16 protein-coding genes are annotated in these 18088 nt (G+C 63.8%); 2 read left to right on the top strand and 14 right to left on the bottom strand.

Annotated elements, in window-relative coordinates:
• Nucleotides 1-68: 68 nt before the first annotated feature.
• From trkA to dusB, 6 genes are all read right to left on the bottom strand, one after another.
• On the bottom strand, nt 69-1445 hold the full coding sequence (trkA, locus tag DY201_RS15080; protein ID WP_115731897.1) for a Trk system potassium transporter TrkA: 1377 nt from the start codon (nt 1443-1445) through the stop codon (nt 69-71).
• Nucleotides 1446-1502: 57 nt separating this feature from the next.
• A complete protein-coding gene (gene ntrX / locus DY201_RS15075; protein ID WP_115731896.1) occupies nt 1503-2864 on the bottom strand; it encodes a nitrogen assimilation response regulator NtrX in 1362 nt (453 codons plus the stop codon).
• Nucleotides 2854-5187 carry a sensor histidine kinase NtrY-like gene (locus DY201_RS15070; protein WP_425358731.1) on the bottom strand — a complete coding sequence of 778 codons (2334 nt, stop codon included), beginning with the start codon at nt 5185-5187 and terminating at the stop codon, nt 2854-2856. The genes ntrX and DY201_RS15070 overlap by 11 nt, the downstream gene beginning before the upstream one ends.
• A gap of 109 nt (nt 5188-5296) precedes the next feature.
• A complete protein-coding gene (gene ntrC, locus DY201_RS15065) occupies nt 5297-6754 on the bottom strand; it encodes a nitrogen regulation protein NR(I) (RefSeq protein ID WP_115731894.1) in 1458 nt (485 codons plus the stop codon).
• Nucleotides 6751-7893 (bottom strand): two-component system sensor histidine kinase NtrB, encoded by a 1143-nt coding sequence (locus tag DY201_RS15060; protein WP_115731893.1) that lies wholly within the window; start codon nt 7891-7893, stop codon nt 6751-6753. Before DY201_RS15060 ends, ntrC begins: the two co-directional genes overlap by 4 nt.
• A complete protein-coding gene (gene dusB, locus DY201_RS15055; RefSeq protein WP_115731892.1) occupies nt 7890-8918 on the bottom strand; it encodes a tRNA dihydrouridine synthase DusB in 1029 nt (342 codons plus the stop codon). The genes DY201_RS15060 and dusB overlap by 4 nt, the downstream gene beginning before the upstream one ends.
• A 139-nt stretch (nt 8919-9057) precedes the next feature.
• Between dusB and DY201_RS15050 the strand changes: the two genes are divergently transcribed.
• Both DY201_RS15050 and DY201_RS15045 read left to right on the top strand, forming a co-directional pair.
• Nucleotides 9058-10281 carry a bifunctional 2-C-methyl-D-erythritol 4-phosphate cytidylyltransferase/2-C-methyl-D-erythritol 2,4-cyclodiphosphate synthase gene (locus DY201_RS15050; protein ID WP_115731891.1) on the top strand — a complete coding sequence of 408 codons (1224 nt, stop codon included), beginning with the start codon at nt 9058-9060 and terminating at the stop codon, nt 10279-10281.
• A complete protein-coding gene (locus DY201_RS15045; protein WP_115731890.1) occupies nt 10278-10781 on the top strand; it encodes a CinA family protein in 504 nt (167 codons plus the stop codon). Before DY201_RS15050 ends, DY201_RS15045 begins: the two co-directional genes overlap by 4 nt.
• On the opposite strand, the gene DY201_RS15040 is transcribed toward DY201_RS15045, so the two are convergent.
• The 8 genes from DY201_RS15040 to DY201_RS15005 all read right to left on the bottom strand — a co-directional run bounded on the left by DY201_RS15040 (nt 10757) and on the right by DY201_RS15005 (nt 18077).
• Nucleotides 10757-11218: a type II toxin-antitoxin system RatA family toxin gene (locus DY201_RS15040; protein WP_115731889.1), complete on the bottom strand. Its 462-nt coding sequence runs from the start codon at nt 11216-11218 to the stop codon at nt 10757-10759. The genes DY201_RS15045 and DY201_RS15040 overlap by 25 nt on opposite strands.
• Before the next feature lie 10 nt (nt 11219-11228).
• Entirely contained in the window at nt 11229-12191 is a 963-nt protein-coding gene (gene lipA / locus DY201_RS15035; protein WP_115731888.1) for a lipoyl synthase, read from the bottom strand.
• A 12-nt stretch (nt 12192-12203) separates the two neighbouring features.
• Nucleotides 12204-12485 carry a GlsB/YeaQ/YmgE family stress response membrane protein gene (locus tag DY201_RS15030; protein ID WP_115731887.1) on the bottom strand — a complete coding sequence of 94 codons (282 nt, stop codon included), beginning with the start codon at nt 12483-12485 and terminating at the stop codon, nt 12204-12206.
• An 82-nt stretch (nt 12486-12567) separates the two neighbouring features.
• Nucleotides 12568-14013 carry a dihydrolipoyl dehydrogenase gene (gene lpdA / locus DY201_RS15025; RefSeq protein ID WP_115731886.1) on the bottom strand — a complete coding sequence of 482 codons (1446 nt, stop codon included), beginning with the start codon at nt 14011-14013 and terminating at the stop codon, nt 12568-12570.
• 15 nt (nt 14014-14028) lie between these two features.
• Nucleotides 14029-14610: a GNAT family N-acetyltransferase gene (locus DY201_RS15020; protein WP_115731885.1), complete on the bottom strand. Its 582-nt coding sequence runs from the start codon at nt 14608-14610 to the stop codon at nt 14029-14031.
• 3 nt (nt 14611-14613) lie between these two features.
• Nucleotides 14614-15252, bottom strand: coding sequence for an SGNH/GDSL hydrolase family protein (locus tag DY201_RS15015; protein ID WP_115731884.1), 639 nt, complete (start codon nt 15250-15252; stop codon nt 14614-14616).
• Between the two features lie 50 nt (nt 15253-15302).
• Complete coding sequence (locus DY201_RS15010) at nt 15303-16679, bottom strand: pyruvate dehydrogenase complex dihydrolipoamide acetyltransferase (protein WP_115731883.1); 1377 nt, start codon at nt 16677-16679, stop codon at nt 15303-15305.
• An 18-nt stretch (nt 16680-16697) separates the two neighbouring features.
• On the bottom strand, nt 16698-18077 hold the full coding sequence (locus DY201_RS15005) for a pyruvate dehydrogenase complex E1 component subunit beta (RefSeq protein ID WP_115731882.1): 1380 nt from the start codon (nt 18075-18077) through the stop codon (nt 16698-16700).
• Nucleotides 18078-18088 lie beyond the last annotated feature (11 nt).

Below are 18088 nucleotides of genomic sequence, written 5' to 3'. Positions count from 1 at the left end.
CCCCGAAAATTCAGACGGAGTTCTAGTCGATTTGCGCCGCGCGGCAACGCTCAAACGTCTGGTCCAGATCAGAAGAATTCGAGGCTGACGCGGAACATCTGCTCGACCTGCTTGACCGCCTTGTCGAGCGCGAAAATGACGACACGATCCTTGGGCTTGACCTTCACCGACCCGCTCGGCTTGACCACATGGCCATCCCTGTAGATGGCGCCGATACGCATGCCGTCGGGCAGATCCAGGTCGCGCAGCAGCGTGCCGACCAGCGGCGAGGTTTCGAGCGCCTCGGCCTCGATGATCTCGGCGGCACCGCGCTGGATCGAGTGCACCTGGCGGATGCGGCCGCGCCTGACATGCTGGAGCACGCGCGAGATCGTGACGGCACTCGGATTGACGTGCGCGTCGATGCCGAGCGGCTTGGTCAGGTCGTGATAGGCCGGGTTGTTGATCAGAGCGAGATTGCCCTTGCAGCCCAGCCGCTTGGCCATGACGGAGGAAAGGATGTTGACCTGGTCGTTGTTGGTCAGCGCCACCATCAGGTCGGCGTCCTGAATGTCGGCTTCCATCAGAAGCTTCTGGTCGAGCGCGCTGCCGTTGAGCACCACGGTACGACGCAACTCGTCGGCGACCTTGATCGCGCGCTCCCGGTGCGCCTCGATGATCTTGATCTTGGTGCGGCTCTGGCGCTGTTCGAGCGTGCGGGCCACAAACAGGCCGATATTGCCGCCGCCGGCAATGACGATGCGGGTCGCTTCCTGCTCATCGTGGCCGAACAGGCCGAGCGTGCGCCGGACCTGTTCCTTGGTGGTCACGACATAGGCAAGATCGCCCGCCACAAGCTGGTCGGCCGAATGCGGGATGAACAGGCGGCCATTGCGCGTCACGCCGACGACTGTCGACGGCAGGTCGGGGAAAAGCTCGCTGAGCTGCGCCAGCGGCGTGTTGATGACAGGGCAATCCTCCAGGCACTCGATCGCCACCATGATGATGTGGTTTTCGGCGAAGCGGACGACATCGACGGCACCGGGCAGCGTGATGCGGCGCAGCACCATTTCGCCCACTTCCAGCTCAGGCGAGATGATCACGTCGATCGGCAGATGGTCGCGCGAGAACAGGTCCTGGTAGTGCGGCTGCAAATAGGCCTGCGAGCGGATGCGGGCGACCTTCATCGGCACGTTGAACAAAGCGTGCGCCACTTCGCAGGCGACGATGTTGACCTCGTCGAACAAGGTCACCGCGATGATCATGTCGGCGTTCTGGGCGCCGGCGGCCTCCAGCACCTCTGGATGCGAGCCGTGGCCGACGAAACCACGCACGTCGAGCTGGTCGCGCACCGCATGGATCAGTTCGGGCGCGGTGTCGATGATCGAGACGTCGTTCTTTTCCGCCGCCAGCCTTTCCGCGATGCCGTAACCGACCTGTCCCGCCCCGCAGATGATTACGCGCATGTCATCGATCGATCCTGGCCGTTCGCCATCTCAGCTGAAACCGCATCGAGCACCATGCTAGACGCCGAGCGACTTGAGCTTGCGGTGAAGTGCCGAGCGCTCCATGCCGATGAACTCGGCAGTCTTGGAGATGTTGCCACCGAAGCGATTGATCTGGGCGATGAGATACTCCTTCTCGAACATCTCCCGCGCCTCGCGAAGCGGCAGCGCCATGATGTGCTGGTCCGACTGGTTCGGCGCACGCGGCATGACGTCGCCGATTTCGGACGGCAGCAGGTCGGCGGTAATCGGCGCCTCGGGATTGTCGCTGCGGGCGAGGATCAGCAACCGCTCGACATTGTTGCGCAGCTGCCGGACGTTGCCAGGCCAGTTGTGAGCCTGGAGCACGGCGAGCGCGTCGTCACCGATGCGGCGCGGCTTGATGCCCGCCTGCTTGGCCATCTGTTTCATGAAGTTGTCGACAAGGTAGGGAATGTCCTCGCGACGCTCGGCAAGCCCCGGCACCATGACAGGCACGACGGCAAGGCGGTGATAGAGATCCTCGCGGAAGCGCCCCTCGGCGATCATCGCCTCGAGGTTCTGCGCCGTTGACGAGATGATGCGGACATCGACCTTGACCCGCTTGGTGCCGCCGACGCGCTCGAACTGCTGTTCGACGAGCACGCGCAGGATCTTGTTCTGCGTTTCGCGCGGCATGTCGGCGATTTCGTCGAGGTACAATATGCCCTGATGCGCCTCTTCAAGTGCGCCGACCTTGCGTTCGCCACCATTCGATTCGGTGCCGAACAGCTCGATCTCCATGCGCTCCGGCGTGATCGTCGCGGCGTTGAGTGCGACGAACGGACCGTTCTTCCGCGACGACAGGGCATGGATGGCGCGCGCGGCCATTTCCTTGCCGGAACCCGACGGGCCGATGATCATGACGCGGCTGTTGGTCGGCGCGACACGATCGATGGTCTGGCGCAGCTGGCTCATCGCAGACGACATGCCGATCAGATCGTGCGTTTCGCCGCTGCGCATCTTGAGGTCGGAGACCTCGCGCTTCAGCTTCGAGGTTTCGAGCGCGCGCTCGGCGATCAGGATCAGCCGGTCGGCCTTGAACGGCTTCTCGATGAAATCATAGGCGCCGCGGCGGATCGCCGAAACGGCTGTTTCAATGTTGCCATGGCCGGAGATCATCACCACCGGCAGGTTGGGATGCAGCGTCTTGATCGCGTCGAGCAAGGCCAGACCGTCCAGCCGCGACCCCTGCAACCAGATGTCGAGGAAGACAAGGCGCGGCGCTCGGTCCGCAATAGCGGCAAGCGCGCTGTCGGCGTCGAACGCCGTGCGGGTTTCGTGACCTTCGTCGCTCAGGATGCCCGCAACGAGTTCGCGGATGTCTTCCTCGTCGTCAACGATAAGAATATCAGACGCCATTTCCGACCTTTTCGGTTTCTCTGCCCTGCACTGCGTCGTCGGCACCCTTGGGTGCCGCGGCCTCTTCGGCCGCCGCAGGCAGGACCATGCTGATCATCGCGCCGCGCCCGCCATGGAAATCGGCTGGTGCGTCGTGAAGTTCCAATCTTCCGCCGTGGTCCTCGACAATCTTCTTGACGATAGCGAGGCCGAGGCCGGTGCCTTTCTCGCGTGTCGTCATATAGGGCTCGAGCAGCCGCTGGCGATTCTCGCGCGGCAATCCCTTGCCATTGTCGATCACATCGATGCGGATCGAGTTGCCGTCCCGCCGCGCCCGGATCTTGATGACCCCGGCCTCACCGGTCTGGCGTTCCGCCGCCTCGATCGCCTCGGCGGCATTCTTGATGACATTGCCGAAGGCCTGGGCCATCAGGCGGCTATCGAAGGTTCCCTTGAGCGGACCGGGCGTGATCTCGCGCTCGAAGGCGATGTCGGCGCGGCTGACCTCGACAAGGAAAGACGCCTCGCGCAGCGGCTCGCGAATGTCGATCACCTTCATCTCGGGCTTCGGCATACGCGCGAAGGCCGAGAATTCATCGACCATACGGCCTATGTCGCCGACCTGGCGGATGATGGTTTCGGTGCACTGGTCGAAGACCTCGCGGTCTTCGGTGATGACCTTGCCATAGCGGCGGCGAATGCGCTCCGCCGACAGCTGGATCGGCGTCAGCGGGTTCTTGATCTCGTGGGCTATGCGCCGTGCAACGTCGGCCCAGGCAGAGGTGCGCTGTGCCGTGACGAGGTCGGTGATGTCGTCGATGGTCACGACATAGGACTTGTCGCCGACCTCGCTTTCACCCTCCTCGACCGTCACCTGCACGTTGAAGGTGCGCTCGGCGCCTGCGCGGTAGAAGGTGACCTGCTCGCGGTAGACGGCGCGGCCCGACTTGCGGCCGATCTCAAAGACGCGGCCGACGTGAGGCAACAGGATCGACAGGTTCTGGCCAAGCGACTCGGACGCCGAAATCGCCAGCATCGCTTCGGCCGAAGGATTGACGATGGTGATGCTGCCATAGGGGTCGACGCCAATGACGCCGGCGGTGACGCCGGAAAGCACGGCTTCCGAGAAACGGCGGCGTTCGTCGATGACGTCCTTGGCGGTCAGGATCTCGTTACGCTGCGACTTGAGCTCGAGCAGCATGTTGTTGAACGTGTCGCTGAGCGCGCCGACGTCGCCATCCGATTGCCGCACCGGCACCGAAACATCGAGATTGCCCGTCGCCACCTCGTCGGCGGCGCCGATCAGCTGGCGGATCGGCCGGACGATGCGGTCCGCGACCGCGATGCCGGTCCAGATAGCCGACAGCACGACGATCAGCGTGAGGCCGAGATAAAGCAGGGCGAAGGCGATCTGCGTCGTGCGCCGGTTGGCGCCGAGGTCGCGATACTCTTCGGTATTTGCAGTGACGATCTGGCGCGCCTTGATCACCTCGGGATCGACCAGGCGGATCGTGTAGAGATAGAGCCCTTCGATCTCACGCAGCTTGATGATGGCGCCGACGATGTTGCGCGTCTTCGGCTCGATCAGCACCGGCTTGCCGTCCGCCGCGGTCTGGACCGCAACGGCAGGAGGTTCGGGCATGGCGAAATCAGCGCCGGTCTTGGCGCTCATGACGAAAGAGCCGTCGGCGCTGATCAGGGCTGCATGGGCGAGCGCGCGCAGTTGCGCCTGCCGGCCCATGAAGTCGAGGAAGCCGCTGCGGTCGAGACCGTAGAGCGGACGGTTGTTGTCGAGGTCGTTGGCCATCGACAGCGTCGTGCTCTGCAGATTGCGCGCGTTCTCCTGGACATAGGCCTCGGCGATCGACAGCGACGAGTTGACGATTGTCGTGGTGCGGATCTGGAACCAGCGGTCGAGGCCGATGTCGAGCGTGATCGACGCGACGACGGCGACCAGCAGTGCCGGCAGCGCTGCCACCAGCGCGAACATTGTGACGATGCGCACATGCAGCCGCGACGCTGCCTTGCCGCGCCTGCGGGCCATGACGATGCGCTGGATCTCGAAGGCAATCAGCCCGACGAGGATCAGCACCAGCACTGCATTGATGGCGATAAGCGCCAGCGTTGTCGTCGAATCAGGGGTGATCGGCGTCACGCCGATCAGGATAGCGAACGACACCGCCGCCGAAACCAGCGCCGCGGCAATAGCCAGCACGCCCGGAAGCGCGAGAAGGCGGCGACCTTCCTGCCGGGGTTGCACGGGTGTCTTGTCGTTCAGAGGTTGTGCCTGGCTCGCCATGCTGCCGTGTAGAGACATTGATTGCGGCGCATCTATGCAACGCATTGTGGCGATTATGCAACATTTTCGCCTGAAGCGAAAATGTTTAGACGGGCTATCGACAGATAAGCGTCTTCAAGCAAGCGTCCTGGGGCCGGACGCGGGCTTGGGCGCGTCAGACGGGCCGCGACGATTTGTAGACGTTGACGCCGAGTTCACGGATCTTCTTGCGCAGCGTGTTGCGGTTGAGGCCCAGAAGTTCTGCGGCCTTGATCTGGTTGCCGCGCGTCGCCGTCATCGAAGCCAGCACCAGCGGGTATTCGACCTCGGCCAGGATGCGCTGGTAGAGCCCAGGCGGCGGCAGGTCGCCGGCGAACATCGCGAAATAGCGCTGAAGGAAGTGTTCGACGGCCTGGCCCACCGACAGATCGTCGGGAATGAGATTGCCGCCGGGCACGACGGGCTGCTCGCCTGACTTGAGCTCGGACTCGATGATTTCGGCCGAAATCTCGTCCTGCGGATAGAGTGCCGCCAGCCGGCGCACCAGATTTTCCAGCTCGCGCACATTGCCCGGCCAGGGATAGCGCTTCATCAATTCGACGCCGCCGGCCGAGATGCGCTTGGCCTGAAGGCCTTCGCTGACGCCCTGCTTGAAGAAATGGCGGACAAGGTCGGGAACATCCTCCGAGCGTTCGCGCAACGCTGGAAGACGAAGCGGTACGACATTGAGGCGATAGAATAAATCCTCGCGGAACAGACCCTGATTGATGAGCGTACGCAGGTCCTTGTTGGTGGCCGCAACGATGCGCACGTCGGTCTTGATCGGCGTGCGCCCGCCGACCGTTGTGTACTCGCCCTGCTGCAACACGCGGAGCAGCCTGGTCTGCGCTTCCATCGGCATGTCGCCGATTTCGTCGAGGAACAGCGTACCACCATCGGCCTGCTCGAAGCGGCCGGTCGAGCGGTTCTGCGCCCCGGTGAAGGCACCCTTCTCGTGGCCGAAGAGCTCGGATTCGATCAGGTCGCGCGGGATGGCGGCCATGTTGATGGCAACGAACGGCCCGTTGCGGCGGCGGCCATACTCATGGAGCGCGCGTGCCACCAGTTCCTTGCCGGTGCCCGATTCGCCCGAGATCATGACGGTCAGGTCCGTCTGCATCATGCGGGCGAGCATACGGTAGATGTCCTGCATCGCCGCCGAACGGCCGACCAGAGGCATGGCGTCGGGCTGCTCGTCATGGCGCTGTTCGCTCTTCGGCCGCCGTGGCTCTGACAGTGCGCGGTTGACGATGCTCAGCAGTTCGGTGAGATCGAAGGGCTTGGGCAGATACTCGTAGGCACCGGTTTCCGAAGCGCGGATGGCGGTCATGAAGGTGTTCTGCGCGCTCATGACGATGACCGGCAGCTCCGGCCGCGCCTTCTTTATGCGCGGCAGCATGTCGAAGGCGTTCTCGTCGGGCATCACCACGTCGGTGATGACAAGATCGCCCTCGCCGGCCGCCACCCAGCGCCACAGCGTCGCGGCGTTGGAGGTGACGCGAACCTCATGCCCCATGCGCGACAGCGCCTGATTGAGCACCGTGCGGATCGCCGCATCGTCATCGGCGACAAGGATGTTTCCGCGCACGCTCATCGATGGGCTCCTTCACTGTCGTCGTCGAGATGCACGGGCAGTTCCTTCCAGGCGGGCATCAGGATGCGGAAGGTGGTGCCGCGCGGTGTCGAATCGCACTCGATCACCCCGCCATGGTCACCGACGATCTTGGCGACAAGCGCGAGGCCGAGGCCCGAGCCATTGGGCTTGGTAGTGATGAAAGGGTCGAACAGGATCGGCAGGATGTCCTCGGAGACGCCCGATCCGTTGTCGTGGACGCAGAATTCCAGCGGCAGCGAGACGCGATCCTGGGTGCCGGGAATCGACATGCGGATGCCGGGCTTGAAGGCGGTGGACAGCGTGATCTCGCCATGCGGGTCGTGGCCGATCGCCTCGGCGGCGTTCTTGACCAGATTGAGGAAGACCTGGATCAGCTGGTCGCGGTTGGCATAAACCGGCGGCAGCGACGGATCGTAGTCCTCCAGGATCTTGATTCCATTGGCAAAGCCGTTCCTGGCCAGCGCCTTCACGTGATCAAGCACGACGTGGATGTTGACGGGATAACGGTCGATCGGCCGCTCGTCGGAAAACACTTCCATCCGGTCGACAAGCGAAACGATGCGGTCGGTCTCGTCGATGATCAGCCGGGTCAACGAACGATCGTCGTCGGAAGCATTCAGCTCCAGCAGCTGTGCCGCGCCCCTGATGCCCGACAGCGGGTTCTTGATTTCATGGGCGAGCATGGCGGCAAGGCCGGTGACCGAGCGCGCCGCACCGCGATGCGTCATCTGACGGTCGATCTTGTCGGCCATCGAGCGCTCCTGGAACATCACCACCACCGAACCCGGCAGCTCGGATGCAGGCGCGACGTAGAGATCGACCATCTTTTCGATGCCGAGCCGGGGCGACGACACGTCGACACGGTACTCGTTGACGGGCGTGTTGCGCGCGCGCACCTGCTCGACCAGTTGCAGGATGGGACTGCCGAAGGGCACGAAGCGCGACAGTTCGCTGCGCGCCAGCATGGCGGCGCTGGAACGGAAGAAATCCTCGGCATCGGCGTTGGCGAAGGTGATGAAGTTGTCAGGCCCGATCATGATGACAGGGCGGCGGATGGTGTTGAGCACGATCTGCGCGGCATCGGCCGGCTGAGGCGTCGGCGCACGGTCGAAGCTCATGCGGCATTCCTTTCGAACGAACTTTCGCCGAAAGCCGCAAGTGCTTCACGCAGCGAAGAAATCACCTGCTGCGGCTCGAACGAGGTCAGCACCCGGCGGCGCAGCTCGTCAGGCAGTTCTGTGGTGTGGCGATCGAGATACCAGCCGAGATGCTTGCGCGCCTGGCGCAGGCCGCTCTCGATGCCATAGAGTGCCAGCATGTCCTCGTAATGGGCAACGGCATAGTCGGCCAGTTCAGGCGACGTCCGGGGCACATCAGTTGCACCGCTCCTGCCTGCGGCAGCGGCGATCGCGCCGGCGGTCCAGGGCGCGCCGTAGTGCGAACGCCCCGCCATGACGGCGTCGGCGCCCGACTGTTGGAGAATACCCACGGCATCTTCCGGTGTCGCCACATCGCCATTGGCGACAACGGGAATGCGGACGGCCTGCTTGACCCGCGCAATGGCGCGCCAGTCGGCTTTGCCCTGATAGAACTGGCAGCGCGTGCGGCCATGCACGGTGACCATCCTGACGCCGGCCTGCTCGGCACGGCTGGCCAGGTCAGGCGCATTGAGCACGTCATCGTCCCAGCCCAGCCTCATCTTGAGGGTCACGGGCACGTCGACTGATCCAACGACGGCATCGATCAAGGTCAGCGCATAGTCGAGGTCGCGCATCAGCGCCGAGCCGGCATAGCCGCCCGTCACCTTCTTGGCCGGACAGCCCATGTTGATATCGATTACATCTGCACCTTCGCCAACGGCGATGCGTGCGGCCTCGGCCATATGTGCCGCCTCGCGGCCTGCGAGCTGAACCATATGCACCGGCAGGCCGGAATGGCGGATGCGGAAGCCGCTGGAGCCCCGCCCCTTTGCCAGTTCGCCGCTCGCCACCATCTCCGACACGACAAGGCCGGCACCATGGGCATAAGCGCGCGTGCGAAAGGCCTCGTCGGTGACGCCCGACATCGGCGCCAGGAACACCCGGTTGCGGATCGTCACATCGCCGATCGAAAGCGGCTCGCAAAGTTTTTCCAGATCAGTCATGCACAAAAACAAAGCACCATTCACTGCTGCACAATGAGTAGCCACGATTGGATCATTGTGCAACTGCGAAATGACAGCCGAATGCGGCGCTTTCTGGATTCCTCTGGCCTTCCGCAGGCCTCGCGGCTAAGCCTCTCTCATGAATCCGAAGCCGTTGCCCAACCAGCAGAATTCGAAGGTCGCCGTCGTGGTCGTGGCAGCCGGGCGCGGCGAACGCGCCGGCCAGGCTGACGGTCCGAAGCAATATCGCCGGATCGGCGGCAGGGCGGTGATCTGGCACACGCTGAAGGCATTTCTCGACCACCCCAGGGTCGGGCCGATCGCGGTCGCCATCCACGCCGACGATGGCGAGCTTTTTGCAGCGGCGACGGGGGAACTTGCCGCGCGCGTCACCACAGTCATAGGCGGCGCCACGCGCCAGGATTCGACACGCTTTGCACTCATCGCCCTGCAGGACGCCAGGCCGCAGGCCGTACTGATCCATGACGGGGTCCGGCCGTTCATCGGCGCCGAGGTCATCGACCGCGCCATATCGGGCATCGACGCCAGTCACGGCTCGTTGCCGTCACTGCCGGTTTCCGACACACTCAAGAAAGAAGCGTTCGACCGCACCGTGGCCGAAACCGTGCCGCGTGCGGGCCTGCATTCGGCGCAGACGCCGCAGGGCTTTCCGTTCGAGCCGATCTTTTCCGCGCACCAGCGCGCCTTCGAGGCCGGCCGCAGCGATTTCACCGACGATTCCGCCATCGCCGAATGGGCAGGCATCCCGGTTCGTCTGGTACTCGGCTCGCCCGACAACGTCAAACTCACCTGGGCTAAGGACATCGCCATGGCCGACCAGCGCCTTTCCGGCCACGCACCAAGCTTTCCCGACGTCCGCACCGGCAACGGCTATGACGTGCATTCGTTCGAACCGGGCGACCATGTCTGGCTGTGCGGCGTGAAGATTGCGCATTCGAAGAAGCTGAATGGCCATTCCGACGCCGATGTCGGGCTGCATGCACTGACCGACGCGCTGCTGGCCACCTGCGGTGCCGGCGACATCGGAACCCATTTCCCTCCATCCGACCCGCAGTGGAAGGGCGCTGCGTCACGCCAGTTCGTCGAACACGCGGCGGCGATCGTGCGTTCTCGCGGCGGCCGTATCGCCAATGCCGACGTCACGCTGATCTGCGAGGCGCCGAAGGTCGGCCCACATCGCGCGGCGATGACGACGGCGCTCGCCGACATGCTGCGCATCGCGCCCGAGCGCATCTCGATCAAGGCCACGACCAACGAGAAGCTGGGCTTCATCGGGCGCGAGGAAGGCATCGCCGCGATTGCGACCGCAAGCGTGGTCTATCCTGGAGAGCTGCCGGAATGAGCGACACCGCCCTCGCCTCGGCCCTGCTCGACGCTTGCCTTGCCCAGGGCATCATGATCGCAACGGCCGAAAGCTGCACGGGCGGCATGATCATCGCTGCCTTGACCGACATTGCCGGCTCGTCGGCCGTCGTCGACCGCGGCTTCATCACCTATTCCAACGAAGCGAAGATGGAGATGCTCGGCGTCTCCGAGGCGACGCTCGGCGCCCACGGCGCGGTGTCGCGCGAAACGGCGCTTGAAATGGCAGTGGGTGCGCTTGCCCATTCACGTGCCAGCCTGGCGCTTGCGGTAACAGGTGTCGCCGGCCCCGGCGGCGGCTCGGCCGAAAAGCCGGTCGGGCTCGTCTGGTTCGGTGTCGCGCGCACAGGCGCGCCCGTGGAAGCGGAGTTTCGAATCTTCCAAGACAAGGGGCGCGATTTCATCCGCCGCGAGACGGTGAGGACGGCACTGGGATTGGGCCTGCGGGCCATCGGTCAGGCCGGTTTCGCGGGCCCGTAGATCGCGTCGGCGCGCTTCTCGAAGGCTTCGGCGAACATGCGGAAGGCGCGGTCGAACATGGTGCCCATCAGGGCGCCGAGGATGCGGTTCTTGAACTCATAGTCGATGAAGAATTCGACGCCGGAGCCGCCGTCGGGCGCTGGGACGAATTTCCATTCATTGGTGAGATAGCGGAACGGGCCATCGAGGTATTTGACGTCGATGGTGTTTTCGTCAGGCGTGAGCAGCACCTGGGTGGTGAAAGTCTCGCGGAATGCCTTGTAGCCGACGGTCATGTCGGCCACGAGAATCTCACGTCCATCGCGCTCGCGCCGTGAGCGGACGTAGAGTGCCTCGCAAAGCGGCAGGAATTCGGGATACTTCTCCACATCGGCAACCAGGGCGAACATCTTGTCCGGCGGGTGGCCGACGTGGCGGGTGGTTTCGAATTTTGGCATCCGGCGCTGATCAGGCCTTTTTCGCGAGCAGCGCTTCGCGCGCGGCGCGGAGCTTGGCAAAATCATCGCCGGCATGATGCGACGAGCGCGTCAGCGGGCTCGAGGCAACCAGCAGGAAGCCCTTGGACTTGCCGACCGTGGCGTAGGACTGGAATTCATCAGGCGTCACGAACTTCTTGACCGGATGGTGCTTCTTCGAAGGCTGCAGGTACTGGCCGATGGTCATGAAGTCGACATTGGCGCTGCGCAGGTCGTCCATCAGCTGCAGCACTTCATTGCGCTCCTCGCCGAGCCCGACCATGATGCCGGACTTGGTGAAGATCGAGGGATCGAGTTCCTTGACCCGCTGCAGCAGGCGTATCGAGTGGAAGTAGCGCGCACCGGGGCGAACGGTCAGATAGTTCGACGGCACCGTTTCCAGATTGTGGTTGAAGACGTCGGGGCGCGCGGCAACGACGATCTCGAGCGCCCCTTCCTTGCGCAGGAAGTCGGGCGTCAGGATTTCGATGGTCGTGCTCGGCGTCAGCCGGCGGATGGCGTGGATCACGTCGGCAAAATGCTGGGCACCTCCGTCGGCCAGATCGTCGCGGTCGACCGAAGTGATGACCACGTGGGTCAGGCCCATCTGGGCGACGGCCTTGGCCACGCTCTCTGGCTCGTTCGGGTCGAGCGCCGTCGGGATGCCGGTGGCGACATTGCAGAACGCACAGGCGCGGGTGCAGATTTCGCCCATGATCATGAAGGTTGCGTGCTTCTTTTCCCAGCACTCGCCAATGTTGGGGCAGCCGGCCTCTTCGCAGACGGTGACCAGCTTGTGCGACTTCACGATCTCGCGCGTTTCCTGATAGCCGCGCGACACCGGCGCCTTGACACGGATCCAGTCCGGCTTGCGCAGAACCTCCTGATCGGGCCGGTGGGCCTTTTCCGGGTGCCGCGCGCGCGGACGGTCTTTGAGATCAAGCACAGTGACCATCAGTATATCCTATCAAGGCCGACGCGCTTGCGAGCGGCCGAAAATCCAGAGCACGACGACCGCACCTGCGATGGCGACGATCAGATTGCCCATGAAGCCGTAATAATTGATACCGAGCAGCCCCGCCAGAGTGCCGCCGACAAACGATCCGGCGATGCCGACGAGGATGTTGGTCAGGAAGCCGTGGTCACGATTCATCGTGCGCTCGGCGACGTAGCCGGCAAGGAAGCCGATGAGCAGCATGCCGAAGAAACCGACGCCCGGCATGCCCATGATTCCGTAACTCTGTTCCATCAGTCGTCTCCGGCCACTCGCGGACGTTCTGCTGATATAGTTCCATCAGGCGCGTCGCAACAGGCGCGCCGATGCGTATCGGTCATGCGTTGAGCGCACGCCCATAGGCGTCGAGCACGCTTTCCTTCATCGTTTCCGAGATCGTCGGATGCGGGAAGATGGTGTGCATCAGCTCTTCTTCCGTCGTCTCGAGGTTCATCGCCACGACAAAGCCCTGGATCAGTTCGGTCACTTCGGCGCCGACGAGGTGCGCGCCGAGCAACTGACCGGTCTTCTTGTCGAAGATGGTCTTGACCATGCCCTGGTCCTCGCCGAGCGCGATCGCCTTGCCATTGGCAACGAAGGGGAAGCGGCCGACGCGGATGTCGTGCCCGGTCTCCTTGGCCTTGGCTTCGGTCAGGCCGACGGAAGCGACCTGCGGGTTGCAGTAGGTGCAGCCCGGAATCTTGAGCTTGTCCATCGGATGCACGTTGGGCAGACCGGCGATCTTCTCAACACAGATGACGGCCTCGTGCTCGGCCTTGTGCGCCAGCATGGGCGGACCAGCGACGTCGCCGATGGCATAGATGCCCGGTACATTGGTCTTGCCGTAGCCGTCGATGACGATGCAGCCGCGGTCGGTCTTCACGCCGAGCGCTTCGAGGCCGATGTTTTCGATGTTGCCCTGCACGCCGACGGCTGAGATCATGCGGTCGGCGGTGATCTTCTCGATCTTGCCGTCCTTCATCTCGACATGGGCGGTAACCGAATTGGCGCCCTTCTCGACCTTGGTGACCTTGGCCTCGAGATGGATCTTCATGCCCTGCTTTTCGAACTGCTTCTTGGCGAAGGCCGAGATCTCGGCGTCTTCCACAGGCATGACGGCCGGCATCACTTCGACAACTGTCACCTCGACGCCCATCGTGCGATAGAACGAGGCGAATTCGATGCCGATGGCGCCTGACCCCATGACCAGCAGCGACTTCGGCATCTCCGGCGGCACCATCGCCTCGAAATAGGTCCAGATCAGCTTGCCATCCGGCTCGATGCCGGGCAGCGCGCGCGGACGGGCGCCGGTGGCGACGATGATGTGCTTGGCCGAGTATGTGCCCTCGCCCAATGTGTTCTTGGGCAGCGGCGCCTGCGGCTCCATCGGCTTTTTCGACGACTTGGAAACAACGATCTGACCGGGCTTGGTGAGCTTCGCCTCACCCCAGATGACGTCGACCTTGTTCTTCTTCATCAGGAAGCCGACGCCGCCATTCATCCGCTGGGCAATGCCGCGCGACCGGTCGACGATGGCCTTGAGGTCGGGCGAGATCGAGCCTTCGAGCTTCAGGCCGTAATTCTTGGCGTGCTCGGCGAGATGCAGCACTTCGGCCGAGCGCAGCAGCGCCTTGGTTGGGATGCAGCCCCAGTTGGAGCAGATGCCGGCGAGATGCTCGCGCTCGACAACCGCAGTCTTGAGGCCGAGCTGGGCAGCGCGGATCGCAGCGATATAGCCGCCGGGGCCGGAGCCGATAATGATGACGTCGTAGTTGTCAGCCATGAGTGTGCCTCTTGTTCAGGTCGCGCTGCGCGTGAGCAGCACCCAGTCGTGTTGCTTGCTGTAGGTCTCGGTCGATACGGATGGCTGGCGCGCGATTTCCTCAAACCCGCAGGATTTGTAGAGGCCGAGCGCCACGTCGTTATCGCTTTCGGTGATCAGGCTGACCGGTCGGGTGCCGGCGCGGGCGAGTTCGTGGTCGACGAGCTTTCGGCCGATGCCATGTCCACGATGGTGCTGGTAGACACCGACGCTGTCGATGAACCAGTGGCCGATCGTCCTTTGCTGAAGCACGAGGATCGGCTCGAACACCGGGTGCGGTGCGTTCTCTTCGGCAAAGGAAGGCTCGACGACATGGCCGATCACCAGGCCGGCGATCTCGTCATCGACCAGTGCAAGGCTGGCATTCGTCCAGCCGGCACGGTCGTCGTCGCAACGCAGCTGGTTGCGGCCATGTTCGAGTGCTGTCTGCGTCGTGCCTTCGAGCACCGCGCCGTACCAAAGCCACGACGCCAGCCCGTGCGACGACAGGTCGACAAGGATGGCCAGTTCGGCAGCGTCGCGCCGCTCGGCCCTGCGGATGGTGATAACGCCGGCCAAGCTCTAAAGCTCCAGCATCACGCGCACGATCGGCGCAATGGCGTGGCCGATGGCCCGCGTGTTTTCGGCATCGAGATGCACGCCGTCGAGCGGTATCGTCCCGGCAACGGAGCCGGCGTCGAAGAAGCCGCAGCCGACCTCGTCGGCGAGCGCCGCATAAAGAGGGGCAAGCTGCTTCGAGGCCTCGTCACCGCCGGCGAACATGTCCTTATATTCGGCATTTTCTGTGCGGCTGACAGCTGGCGGCGACACCAGCAGGATTTCTGGCGCGGCATGGCCCATGCCGTGGTCGTAGGAGCGCACGATGGCGACGAGGCGCGCCATGCCCTGCCTCGCGGCCAGCGGGTTGCCGTGGATCCAGGGCTTCATGTCGTTGGCGCCGAGCATGATGATGACGACATCGATCGGCGCATGGGTGCCGAGGATGGTCGGCAGAAGCCGCGCACCGTTACGGTCGGCAGCGGCAAGGTTGTCGTCGAAGGCAGTCGTGCGGCCGTTCAGCCCTTCGGCGATGACGTCGACGCCCTCGCCCAGTTCGGCCTGCAGCACGCTTGGCCAGCGGTCTTCAAGCGCGTGACGGCCCGGACCCGCGGCATCATAGCCCCAGGTCAGCGAGTCGCCATAACAAAGCACAGTCTTCATGATTGAAGTCCTCGAATCCCCTCCCTTTGCAGGGAGGGGAAATGGGGAAACTACACCAGCATGCCCATCGGGTTTTCGATGAAGCGCTTGAAGGCCGAGAGCAGTTCGGCGCCAAGCGCACCGTCGACGGCGCGGTGGTCGGTCGACAGCGTCACCGACATCACATTGGCGATCTTGATCTCGCCATTCTTGACGACCGCCCGTTCCTCGCCCGCGCCGACCGCCAGGATGGTGGCGTGCGGCGGGTTGATGACGGCCGAGAAGTCCTTGATGCCGAACATGCCGAGGTTGGAGACGGCACTTGTGCCGCCCTGATATTCCTCAGGCTTGAGCTTGCGGTTGCGGGCCCTGCTGGCAAGGTCCTTCATTTCATTGGAAATGACCGACAGCGTCTTGATGTCGGCCTGGCGGATGATCGGGGTGATCAGGCCGCCCGGGATTGACACGGCGACACCGACGTCGGCGTGCTTGTGCTTGACCATGGCCTGGTCGGTCCATGACACATTGGCGTCAGGAACGGCCGTCAGGGCCATCGCCATCGCCTTGATGATCATGTCATTGACCGACAGCTTGTAGGCCGGCACGTCGCCCTTTTCGGTCTTGCGCACCGGCGCCGCTGCGTTGAGCTGGGCGCGGAGCGCCAGCAGCGCGTCGATCTCGCAGTCGAGCGTCAGATAGAAGTGCGGGATGGTGCTCTTGGCCTCGACAAGACGGCGCGCGATGGTCTTGCGCATGTTGTCGTGCGGGATGAGCTCGTAGCTGCCTTCTTCGAACAGCTTGAGCACCTGTTCGTCCGACATGCCCTTGGCAGCGGGTGCTGCAGCCGGAACACCGGCCGGAGCCTTGGCAGCAGGAGCAGCCTTGGCGCCGCCACCCGAGATCGCAGCCTCGACGTCGGCTTTGACGACACGGCCATGCGGACCGGTGCCGGTGACAGCCGAAAGGTCGACGCCCGAATCCTTGGCGATGCGGCGGGCGAGCGGCGATGCAAAGGTCCGGCCGTCGCTGGAGGTTGCAGCGCCGTCGGTCGCAGCCGGCTTGGCTGCCGGAGCAGCAACGGGCGCGGCGGCGACCGGAGCAGCAGCGGCCGCCGCAGGTGCCGCGGCAGCAGGTGCTTCCGCCTTCGGCGCGTCTGCCTTGGCAGGAGCGGCATCGCCGCCCTTGGCCGCAGCCGCGACATCTTCGCCGTCGCCGGCGAGAATGGCGATCAGCGCGTTGACCTTGACGCCTTCGGTGCCGGCCGGAACCAGCAGCTTGGCGACGGTGCCCTCATCGACGGCCTCGACTTCCATCGTTGCCTTGTCGGTCTCGATCTCGGCGATCACGTCGCCGGGCGAAACCTTGTCGCCTTCCTTGACCAGCCACTTGGCCAGATTGCCCTCTTCCATGGTCGGCGAAAGGGCAGGCATAGTGATATTGATCGGCATGATGACCTCCCGCCCGTGTCAGCGATACGTGACTGCTTTGACCGCCTCGATCACTTCGCCGACATTCGGCAGAGCGAGCTTTTCGAGATTGGCGGCGTAGGGCATCGGCACGTCCTTGCCGGCGATGGTGATGACAGGCGCGTCGAGGTGATCGAAGGCACGCTGCGACACCTGGTTGGCGATGTGGTCGCCGACCGACGACTGCGGGAAGCCCTCTTCCACCACGATCAGCCTGTTGGTCTTCTTCACCGAGGCAATGATGGTGTCGAAGTCGAGCGGACGGATGGTGCGGAGATCGATGATTTCAGCATCGATACCCATGCCACGAAGTTCTGCCTCGGCCTTGATCGCATAGGTCATGCCGATGCCGAACGACACGATGGTGACGTCCTTGCCGGTCTTGTGGATGCGCGCCTTGCCGATCGGCAGAACGAAATCATCGAGCTTCGGCACATCGAAGGAATGGCCGTAGAGGATTTCGTTCTCGAGGAAGATGACCGGGTTCGGGTCGCGGATGGCAGCCTTGAGCAGGCCCTTGGCATCGGCTGCCGAGTACGGCATCACCACCTTGAGGCCCGGAATGTGGCTGTACCATGCGGCATAGCACTGCGAGTGCTGGGCCGCGACGCGGGCAGCCGCACCGCTCGGTCCACGGAAGACGATCGGCGCGCCCATCTGGCCACCCGACATGTAGAGCGTCTTTGCAGCCGAGTTGACGATCTGGTCGATCGCCTGCATGGCGAAGTTGAAGGTCATGAACTCGACGATCGGCTTGAGGCCGGTCATCGCGGCGCCGACGCCGACGCCGGCAAAGCCGTGCTCGGTAATCGGAGTGTCGACGACGCGACGCGGACCGAACTCCTGCAAGAGGCCTTGGGTGATCTTGTAGGCGCCCTGGTACTCGGCAACCTCCTCGCCCATGATGAACACGTCGCCGTCGCGGCGCATTTCCTCGGCCATGGCATCGCGCAGCGCTTCGCGGACGGTCGTCGACACCATCTCGGTGCCGACAGGAATGTCGGGATCGGCAGCGACTTCGGTTTTGGGCGCGGCAGCAACCGGTGCAGCGGCAACCGGAGCAGCAGCAGGTGCTGCAGCGGGAGGTGCCTCGGCCTTGGCCGGGGCTGCGCCCTTGCCGATGTCGGCAGCGCTTTCGCCATCCTGCAGCAGCACGGCGATCGGCGTGTTGACCTTGACGCCTTCGGTGCCGGCGGCGATCAGGACCTTGCCGAGGGTGCCCTCGTCAACGGCTTCCACTTCCATGGTCGCCTTGTCGGTTTCGATTTCGGCGATGACGTCGCCGGCGACGATCTTGTCGCCCTCGTTCTTCAACCACTTGGACAGATTGCCCTCTTCCATCGTCGGCGAGAGCGCAGGCATGAGAATTTCGATCGGCATGTTCGCGCCCT

This window comes from Aminobacter aminovorans, from assembly GCF_900445235.1.
In the GTDB taxonomy this organism is placed as follows: domain Bacteria; phylum Pseudomonadota; class Alphaproteobacteria; order Rhizobiales; family Rhizobiaceae; genus Aminobacter; species Aminobacter aminovorans.
The sequence above is the reverse complement of the archived record's forward strand: the minus strand, read 5'-3'. Positions and strand labels throughout refer to the sequence as shown.